Source organism: Paenarthrobacter nitroguajacolicus, from assembly GCF_007786235.1.
Taxonomy (GTDB): Bacteria; Actinomycetota; Actinomycetes; order Actinomycetales; family Micrococcaceae; genus Arthrobacter; species Arthrobacter nitroguajacolicus_A.
The window spans coordinates 58,182-67,865 of record NZ_VNFK01000023.1 but is presented as its reverse complement, the minus strand read 5'-3'; the positions used below and the strand labels follow the sequence as shown (position 1 = coordinate 67,865).

The 9,684-nt window shown below is 63.5% G+C and carries 7 protein-coding genes; 2 read left to right on the top strand and 5 right to left on the bottom strand.

The window, feature by feature from the left end:
* Nucleotides 1–159: 159 nt before the first annotated feature.
* The 4 genes from FQP90_RS21150 to FQP90_RS21135 all read right to left on the bottom strand — a co-directional run bounded on the left by FQP90_RS21150 (nt 160) and on the right by FQP90_RS21135 (nt 5,776).
* On the bottom strand, nt 160–2,319 hold the full coding sequence (locus FQP90_RS21150; RefSeq protein WP_144653031.1) for an alpha-galactosidase: 2,160 nt from the start codon (nt 2,317–2,319) through the stop codon (nt 160–162).
* 123 nt (nt 2,320–2,442) lie between these two features.
* Entirely contained in the window at nt 2,443–3,807 is a 1,365-nt protein-coding gene (locus tag FQP90_RS21145; protein ID WP_144653030.1) for an ABC transporter substrate-binding protein, read from the bottom strand.
* 73 nt (nt 3,808–3,880) lie between these two features.
* Nucleotides 3,881–4,807, bottom strand: coding sequence for a carbohydrate ABC transporter permease (locus FQP90_RS21140; RefSeq protein ID WP_144653029.1), 927 nt, complete (start codon nt 4,805–4,807; stop codon nt 3,881–3,883).
* Between the two features lie 9 nt (nt 4,808–4,816).
* A complete protein-coding gene (locus tag FQP90_RS21135; RefSeq protein ID WP_208760052.1) occupies nt 4,817–5,776 on the bottom strand; it encodes a carbohydrate ABC transporter permease in 960 nt (319 codons plus the stop codon).
* Nucleotides 5,777–5,988: 212 nt separating this feature from the next.
* Here FQP90_RS21135 and FQP90_RS21130 point away from each other — a divergent pair, with 212 nt between their 5' ends.
* The gene (locus FQP90_RS21130) at nt 5,989–7,188 is read left to right on the top strand and encodes a Gfo/Idh/MocA family protein (RefSeq protein ID WP_144653028.1); all 1,200 of its coding nucleotides are present in this window, start codon (nt 5,989–5,991) and stop codon (nt 7,186–7,188) included.
* 14 nt (nt 7,189–7,202) lie between these two features.
* The gene (locus FQP90_RS21125; RefSeq protein WP_144653027.1) at nt 7,203–8,222 is read left to right on the top strand and encodes a LacI family DNA-binding transcriptional regulator; all 1,020 of its coding nucleotides are present in this window, start codon (nt 7,203–7,205) and stop codon (nt 8,220–8,222) included.
* 100 nt (nt 8,223–8,322) lie between these two features.
* On the opposite strand, the gene FQP90_RS21120 is transcribed toward FQP90_RS21125, so the two are convergent.
* Nucleotides 8,323–9,678: an FtsX-like permease family protein gene (locus FQP90_RS21120; RefSeq protein WP_144653035.1), complete on the bottom strand. Its 1,356-nt coding sequence runs from the start codon at nt 9,676–9,678 to the stop codon at nt 8,323–8,325.
* Between the last annotated feature and the right edge of the window lie 6 nt (nt 9,679–9,684).

The window sequence follows — 9,684 nt, the reverse complement described above, 5'->3', positions numbered from 1 at the left end:
CAAGCACCACACAACACCCGGAGGTCCTCTTATTGCGTCACATCAATCCCGTGTCACCAACCTGCCGGGACACTACATCTAGAAGTGCCGGAGCGTTCTCGGGGAACCGTCGGAATGTGAGAGACGGTTCCCCGGAAACGCTCGGGATGTGAGAGAGGGTCAGAGGGCGGTGAGCCGCAGCAGGATGGCGTGCTCGGGGTGCAGGACGGGCATGGGAAGCCCCACTTCGCCCAGGAAACGTCCGGTAGCCTCTGCCCCGGAAGCCAACCACGGTGCCGGCTTGGCCTCAATGAACGCGTGCCCGTAGTCGGCGTCGCCCGGCGAGGGGAAGATCGCCTCCACACGGTACGAACATGCGGGATCGAGCCCCGGAATGGCCACCCGCCCCACGTGTTCGGCGAAGCCTGTGCGGGTCTTCACCACGGCGAAAAGTGCAGCTGTTTCACCGGGCGCCGAAGTCTCCGCAACTACGCCGTGCACCATCAGCGACTCGTCCGGTACATCGGAGCGCACCATCCGTCCACAGTGGATCAGCCCGCGGTGCTCCTTGTACAAAGCGATGAAGCGCTTGAGTTCATCGCGCTCGGCGCCCTGGACCTCGCGGACATCCCACTCCAAGCCGAAGTGACCGAACAAGGCCGTGATGGCGCGGAATGACAGATCGTGCGTGCGGGCCGTGGTGTGTGAGGTGGTGGGGCCGATGTGGCCGCCCACCAGCTCCGGGGGGACCACCATTCCGGTCCAGCGTTGGATGGTTTGGCGCTCCAGGGCATCGTTGCAATCCGAAGCCCACACCCGGTCGGTCCGTTCCAGGATTCCGAGGTCCACACGTGCGCCACCGGAGGAGCAGCTCTCGATCTCAACACCCGGGTGGGCCGCGCGGAGGGCATCGAACAATCGGTAGGCGGCCAAGGTCTGCTCATGGACCGAGGCGCGCCCGGCATGACCATGCTCCAGAAGGTCGCGGTTCTGGTCCCATTTAAGGTAGCTGATGGTGTTTTCACGCAGAAGGCTGTCGATCCGGTCGTAGATGTATTGCCACGCTTCCGGGTTGACCAGGTCTATGACGTGCTGCTGCCGCCACTCCAACGGAAGCCGGCCGCCGTCCTTGTACGAAGCAGCGGAAGGGCCAACGATCCACTCGGGATGCGCCCTGGCAACGTCCGAATCAACGTTCACCATTTCCGGTTCCACCCACAGGCCGAACTCCATGCCGCGGGACGTCACGGCGTCGATGAGCGGAGTCAGGCCGTCGGGCCAGATGGTCTCGTCCACGTACCAGTCGCCCAGACCGGCGTTGTCGGATCGACGCCCCCGGAACCAGCCGTCGTCGAGCACGAAACGTTCGACCCCAAGGTCCGCAGCCGACTCGGCCAGCTCGATCAGCGTGTCCAGATCGTGGTCGAAGTAGACCGCTTCCCAGGTGTTGAGGACCACTGGGCGCGGCTTGACCACATGGTTCGGCCGCGAGCGGAACCAGCTGTAGAACGCCTCCGTGATCCCATCCAAGCCCCGATCTGAGTAGGCAGCAAACAGTGCAGGAGTGGTGTAGCTTTCACCCGGCTGCAGCACCACTTCGGCCGGTCCCAGCAACTCCGAGCCACCCACCATCGTGCGGCCGTCGGCTACGTTGTCCGCGAACTGCTCATGATTGCCGCTCCACGCCAGGTGCGTGGCCCAGACCTTGCCGTGACGGTTGCCAAAGCCCGCGGTCCCGGCCGCAAGAAGCAACGACGAATCATGGCCTGTGCGGCCGTGGCGGCCGGTGCGGACCCAGGTTCCTTGCTGGATCGCCCGTCGCTGCGGGTGCCGCTCACGGCACCAGCGCCCCGTCAGGTCCAAAAGTTCGACGGCGTCCGGCGCCACCGGGAGCATGGTGGCCAATTCGTCCACCTGGAACGGCGACGTGCCATCGTTGGTGGCCGTATGCCTGAGTTCCAGAAGCCCGCCCGGATGCAAGGTGAGGTTGCTGGTCACCGTGATGCCGGCGTCGGCGTCCGATTGAAGCACGACGGCGGTGGTGCCGTCCGTCGTCGCACTCACCACGCGAAGGCGTACTGAGAAATCAAGACCGGGTACACCGTCGGTGATGCGGTGCCCACGCAGACCGCGGCGGCCCTGCCATGACGACGATGCCTGAGGGAGGAGCCCGGCAGGAACGTTGGCGTCGATGGAGGACGGCGGGATGGGCTCGTTAAGGATGGACAGGTCCGGCAGGGTCTCGCCCAAGTCTGCTCCCCAGTGGGTTATCTCAGCCTCTCCATGATGGGTGCTGATCACCAGGCTGGTACCTGCGGAACGGAGATGGAGCGGGTGCATGTTGTTGAGTCACTTTCAGCTGGGGTGGGCTTCGGGCCCTGGACGAAAGAGTTGTGAGGCCCGTTCTGCGCGCCTGAGGGGCGTCAGAGTGCGCAGAGCGGGCCCCACAACGGGGGGTGGTTGTTACTTCGCGAAGAGCGCGTTGACTTGCTCGTTGGCGGCTGTCAGCGAACTGGCCGGGGCCTTGCCGGCGATCACCGCGTCCACGGCTGGTTTCATGATTCCAGCAACCTTGGAGGCGTTGTCCGTGATCGGGAGCATGAAGGTGGTCTTGTCCTTCACATGCTGGGTGAAGGCGCTGACGTCTACGTTCTTGGCCTTGAAGGCGTCTGCGGCCTTCTCGGAGGAAGTGGTAATGGCCGGGAACACGACAGCCTTTGAGGCCACGACGTCCTGGCAAGCGGTGGAGCCAAGGTATTCCACCCACTTGATGGCGGCGTCCTTCTTCTTGGTACCGGCCCACACGGAATCGGCCAGGCCATTGAACATGGAGGCGCGCTTGCCTTCGGGGCCCTGGGGTGTGGGGGCGATGCCGAGGTCGATGCCCTTGTAGCTGGTGTACTGGCCGATCATCCATGAGCCATTGCTGTTGATGGCGGCCTTGCCTGCGCCGAAGCTGTCGGCGGCGTTGGCGCCAACGGTGGTTTCAAGCTTGGGCATGTAGCCCTTCGCGGCGAGCGAGGCCCACCAGTCGATGGTGTCCTGGAGCTTCTTGTCGTCGTAGTTGAAGTGGGTGCCCCACGGGTTCTTGTCTGTGGTGGTCCAGCCAGTGGTGGCGGACAGGTAGCTCCACTGCGTCTGGCCGGCGTTCTCGGCATCGGAGCCCGGCAGGCCCAAGCCGTAAACGGCAACATTGTCCTTGTCGAAGCCGGCTTCGTCGCCGCGTTTGCCGTTCTTATCGACCGTGAGGTGGGCAATTGCCTTCTCGTACGTACCGCCGTCCTGCGCGTTCCAGGTCAGGGAGCCCATCTGTTCCGGGGTGATGCCGGCGTCGGCGGCCATCTTCTGGTTGTAGAACAGTGCCACGGTGTCCCAGTCTTTGGGCAGGCCGTAGCGCTTGCCATCCTGGCCCACCCAGAGGTCCGCCAGGCCCTCGTTGTACTGGGAAAGGTCCACGTTGTCCTTCGTGATGGCGTCATCCAAGGCCACCAGCTGCTTGGTCTTGAGGAAGTCCGGGTACTTGGAAAGATGGTCCGTGAAGACGTCCGGTGCAGTGCCGGAGGCCATGCCGTTGGTGAGCTTGGACCAATAGTCGTCCCAACCGGTCTGGGTGATCTTGACGGTGATGTCCGGGTTGGCTTTGGTGAAGTCGGTGGCGCACTGCTGGTAGGCAGGGAGCTGGTTGGCGTCCCAGAGCCAGTAGCTGATCTCACCCTTGGCAGAGTCTCCGCCGGAGCTGCCTCCGGAGTTTCCGCCCGAGCAGGAGGACAGTGCGAGGACGGCGGCAGCTGCGACGGCGACGGCGCCGATTGCCTTCTTGTTCATCATGGTTGGTCCTTTCAGGACGGGATGGGTGCGTGCCGACATATGCCGGTTTCCGCGTGAGGGGAGGTGGAGAAAGTTATTTGGTGCCGTTAAAGCCGATGGAGTTGACGATCCGTTTGCCGAAGATGGCGAAGAGGATCAGAACGGGCGTGGCGGACACGAGCGTTGCGGCCATAAGCCCGGACCAGTCCGGCGCGCCTTGCGGGGACTGGGATTTGAAGACTCCCAGTCCCACAGTGAGCACCCGGGATTCCTCGGAAGTGCCTACGAGCAGGGGCCAGAAGTATTCGTTCCACTGACCCATGAAGGTCAGCAGCGCCAAGGTCGCGATCGGGGCTGCGGCGTTGGGCATGATGATTTGGAAGAAGATCCGCCAGTGCTTGGCGCCGTCGAGCATTGCAGCTTCTTCAACTTCCCTGGACATGTTCAGGAAGAACTGGCGCATGAAGAAGATCGCGAACGGTGTCATGAAGAGGTACGGCAGCACGAGGCCGAGCATGGAATTCAGCAGGCCCAGGTTCTTGATGAGCAGGAAATTGGGCAAGGCGGTGAAGATCGGCGGAACCAGCATGGTGGCAAGGAACAGGGAGAAGACCGCGTCGCGCCCCTTCCACCGCAGGCGGGAGAAAGCATAGGCGGCCATTGAGCTGAAGAACACCGCACAGGCTGTGGTGATGCCGGAGAAGAGCAGCGAGTTCCACAGGTACTGCCAGAAGTTGATCGAAGCGCCCGAGCCTCCTTCTGCGATGGCTTCGGAGGCACTCTGGAGGCCGAAGACCCGCTTGAACGCGCCCAGGTTGAAGTCTGCCGGCAGCAGGTTGGCGGAGTTCGCGGCGAGGGAGCCGTTGGAGGAAAGAGCTGTGCGCAGCACCCAGTAGAAGGGCAGGATGCTCACTGCGATGGCCAGGGTGAGGAGGGTCAGTGCGATGGCGCGGCGCCAGTTGAAGGGACGGCTGGGCGGGCGACGGCGGCCGGCGTTCGTGGGTGAGGTGAAAGTGGTCATGGCGTGTCCTTAGTCCAGGTCCGACTGGTTGCCGCGGAGGAATTTCATCTGGATAAAAGCGACGATGGCGAGGATGAGGAAGAGGATGACAGCCAGGGCGGATCCGTAGCCGAAGTCCTGTTCGTTGAAGGCGCGCTGGTAGATGTAGAACTGCAGCACGCGGGTGGCGTTGACGGGACCGCCGGCCGTGGTGACCGCGACGGTGTCGAAAACCTGGAAGGAACCGATCACGGTTACTACCAGGACCAGTACCAGAACGGGTCGCAGCAGCGGGAGGGTGATCCGCCAGAAAGTGTTCATGGCCTTGGAACCGTCGATGCTGGCGGCCTCGTAGACGCTGTTCGGGATGGCCTGGAGTCCGGCGAAGATCAGGAGGGCTGTGTAGCCCATGTGCCGCCAAGTGTTGATGAGTGCTTGGGTGGGGATGGCCCATTGCTCACTGCCGAAGAAGGCTACGCGAGGCAGTCCGGTCCATTCGATGATCTGGTTGATGATGCCGATCTGGTAGTCCAGCATCCAGAACCACAGCAGCGCCGCGATGACGTTAGCCATCAGGTACGGCATCAGGAGCGCGCCGCGGATAAGGGTCGACTTTGCGACGCGGTGCATCAGGATTGCAAGGCCCAGGGCCAACGCCGTCTGAAGGACAATGTTGATCACCACGTATTCCGCTGTGACGCCCAGGGCGTTCCAGAAGAGCGGATCCTTGGCTATGCGTTCGTAGTTCCGTGCGCCGATCCATTCCGGGTCGCCCAGGATGCTGTATTCGGTGAAGCTGAGGTAGATGCCCCTGATGGTGGGGACGAGGTAGAAGAGGATCAATCCGACCATCGCTGGAGCGATGAAGAAGAGCGCGACCTTCAGGTCTCCGATGCCGCGGAATCCGTCGGATGGTTTTCCCCGCTTCCGGGACTTCCTCGGTGCCCTGGCGGAGAGCCCCGGGTCCGGTTTCTTGGTAAGCGTGGTCATCGTCGACCCTTTCGTGGGAGTGATGCTGGTAACAACTGGAGGCGAATCTACACGAGTAGATTTTGACTTGGCAAGAGCTGACGCAAGATTTTGATGAGAAATGTTCAGAAATGTTGTTTCTGTTGACTCGTGTAGATCGTGATGCGAAACTCGTCCGTACGTGTCATGCGACAAACAAACGGCTGCACCCGTGGCCCCAGGAAAGGTAAACAATGACGTTTTCGATAGGTGTTGTGGGCGCCGGGCAGTTCGGCAGCCAGTTCGCCCACCTGTTCAAGCTCCACCCCGGTGTCAGCGAGGTCTACGCAGTGGACGAACTCCCTGAACGGGCCGCCGCAGCGCGGGAGCGCTGGGGCTTGGATGGCGTCCTCGGCAGCTTTGAGGAACTGCTGGAGTCCGACGTCGATGCTGTCGCCATCTTCACGCAGCGGTGGACGCACGGCCCCTTGGTTGAGCAGGCCCTTCGGGCCGGAAAGCACGTCTACTCAGCGGTTCCCATGGCCATCTCCGAAGAAGAGATCGAGCGCATCATCGAGGCCGTCCGCGAGACGAAACTGGTCTACGCCATGGGCGAGACCAGCTACTACAACCCCGCCACCGTCTTCGCCCGGCAGCAGCACCAGGCCGGCAAATTCGGCCGGATCTTCTATACCGAGGGCGACTACGTCCATGACATGGACCTCGGTTTCTACGAGGCCTACCAGTACAGCGGCGGGGAACGGTGGAAGGAGACCGCCAGCTACCCGCCCATGCTCTATCCCACGCACGCCATCGGCGGCGTCCTGGGTGCTGTGCCGGGCCACGCGGTCAGCGTCAGCTGCATTGGCGTCAAGGATCACCGCGGCGACGGCGTCTTCGACAAAGACGTCAGCATGTTCTCCAATGACTTCTCCAACGCGACGGCACTGTTCGAAATGAACGACGGCGGTGCGATGCGGACCAACGAGATGCGCCGCGTGGGCTACCCCTCGCACATCCGGGAGTCGCGCTTCCGCTTCTTCGGCACCGAAGCCAGCTTTGAGCAACTGGCAACCACCACGGTGTGGCAGGACAAGTCCTCCGTGGAGGACGTATCCGAGCAGGTGGAAACCAAGTCCACCATGTCCGCTGATGATCCATCCCTTGCCGACGTGGCCCCGGAACTGCGCGATGCCTTCATCTCAGGACTGGCACCTGTGCACGACCAGTCACGGCTCCCACAGGAATTCCTGGGAGCGCCCAATGGACACGAGGGCAGCCACCAATTCCTGGTGGACGACTTCGTGACGGCCGTGAACAACCGCAGCCTCCCGCCGGTCAACGCTTGGGTGGCCGCCCGCTTCACCCTTCCCGGAATCATCGCCCACGAGTCTGCCCTCCGCGGCGGTGAGCGTCTTCCCATCCGCGACTTCGGTGATGCTCCTGCCGACTAGCTAGCATTTACCTCATGACGACAACAGCAGTACAAACTCCGCGCGGCCCGGTAACACGCAAAGACGTGGCCCGGTACGCCGGGGTGAGTACCGCCGTCGTGAGCTATGTAGTGAACGGTGGACCCAAGAACGTTGCGCCGGCAACGGAAGCCAAAGTGCGCGATGCCATCCGGATCCTCGGCTACCGCCCCAACGCCGCAGCACGTGCCTTGAAACTGGGCTCCAGCGAAACCATCGGGGTAGTGGTGCCGGACAACACCAACCCCTTCTTCACCCACTTGGCCCATGCCGTGGAGGAGGCTGCATCGGAACTGGGTTACGGGATGGTGCTGACCAACTCGGACGGGAGCCTGACCCGTGAACGCAAGAACATCCGCACGCTGGCCGCACGCCAAGTGGATGGCGTGTTCCTTGCCAGTTGCGTGTTCGACCCCGATGTCACCGAGTTGGAAGCCTCCGAGATCCCCGCTGTTCTGCTGAACAACGCAGGATCGCCGCCGGGTTTCTCCAGCGTCGGTGTGGATCTGGAAGCCGGGGCGCGGGCCGCCGTGGAGCACCTGATCGGGCACGGACACACCAACATTGGCCTGGCGATCGGCACCAACACCGGGAACCAGTTGGACGGCCGCGAAGTGGGGTGGCTGGCCACCCTGCGTGACGCCGGATTGCCTGATGGCCCCATGCTGCACGGCCCCTTCACCCGGCCAGGCGGTTACGAGGTTGGCAAGCGCTTCCTCGCCATGGCCAATCGGCCCACCGCGATCTTTGCCAGCAACGACATGCAGGCCATTGGAATTCTGCGAGCCTTCCATGAAGCAGGGGTCCGGGTGCCTGACGATATGGCATTGGTGTCCTTTGACGGCTCGCTCGATGCCGAATACAGCTGGCCTGCCCTGACCACTGTGGCGCAGCCGGTCCAAGCCATGGCCGAGGCGGCGGTGCGAGCCCTGGTGGGCAAGGACCGCGGAGAGGAACTCCAGCACCACATCCTCCCCACCGAGCTGATCATCCGGCAGTCGTGCGGCTGTAAGTAGCTCCGCCGAGGTGGCATTTGATGACAATGTTTGATGCAAACACTGTCATCAAATGCCACCTCGGCGCGGGCAGTGTGGGGACTCCGCGGGCAGTGGGGGGCTACGAGCCCATGCTCGCGTAGCGCTCCGGGCGGGCCAGCACCTGGCCGATCTGCGCGGTGCCGGCCGCAACCGCCAGCCGGACCAGCAGGAAACCGGCCGCGAACACCCCGCCAATGGTCAGGAACACCACAGGCTGGGTCAACAGCACGGCGCCCGTCAGGGGCAGGACGAGGACGGCGGCAGCGGCCGCAGAGACTCCGGCCACCAGGAACAGCGGCGACATCACCGCCTTCACCCGTGCCGCCACCATCAGTTTCCGCGGCATTCCCACCCGGTCCAGGGCCACCAGCGTCGAGGCCCGGTCAAGGACTGCCGCAGCTTGGTTCACCCCGGCTGAGCATGCCACCATCAGGAACGAACCCAGCAGCGTGATCATCACGCCGGTATTGATGTCCCGGACCAGCAGGGCGGTTTCGTCCCCGGCACTGCCTCCCATGGTGTCGGCCACGGCCATGCCCACCCCGACGAAGACACCCACAAAGCTGGTCATCGCGACGCCCCCAACTTGCCGCCAGGATTCCTTGGGACTCTCCAGCACGGTCCTTGCAGCCAGCAGGTGCTCGGGTTTCTTGGCGCGTTTGAGCTGTGAAGACGCACGCAGCTTCAGGATCCAAGGGCCCATGAGGTTCAGCGCGAGCAGTGCCAAACCGAAGCAGCCACCCATCACCGCGATGATCACAATGAACGCGCCAAAGCTGCTCAGCATCCCCATCGCCACCACTCCGATCACCACCACCACAGCCGCGATGAGTCCACGAACCCAATGGGCGCCGTCGGCCGTTTGCCTGGTCCGGACGCCCAATGGCGTCACCACAACCTTCCGCAGGCCCAACGCCGCGCTCGCCGCGGCAAGGACGCAGACCGCCAGGATGCAGCCCAGGATGGAGGGCACGGACAACCACGCGTGGCTCCCGATCGCCTGGCCACGGAACTGGATCAGCCCCAGGAACGGAGCCATGCAGGCGTACAGTCCCGCCCCCGCTACCGCGCCTACAGCTGCCAGGACGGTGGACTCAATGACGGTCATCCAGACCACTGTTGCGCTGTTTGCGCCCAACAGGCGCAAGGATGCCAAGCGGTCATCACGACGGCGGGCGGCCAGTCGTGCGGCCGAGGCGCCGAGCGTCAGCAGCGGGATGACGAGCAGGACCATCGCGACGACGGCCAGGGCTTGGTAGGTGCCGGCGATGTCGTCTGACCAGGACCAGAAAACCTGTGAGCCACCGGCCACGGTGAGGAGCAGCGCGGTGACCGTTCCGAAAGCCAGGATGGGCAGCCCGGCGTCGCGAAGGCCGGTTTCGCGGAGGCTGCTGCCACTGCTTCGCGCAAGGTACGGGGTGAGGCGCAGGGCCATGCTGAG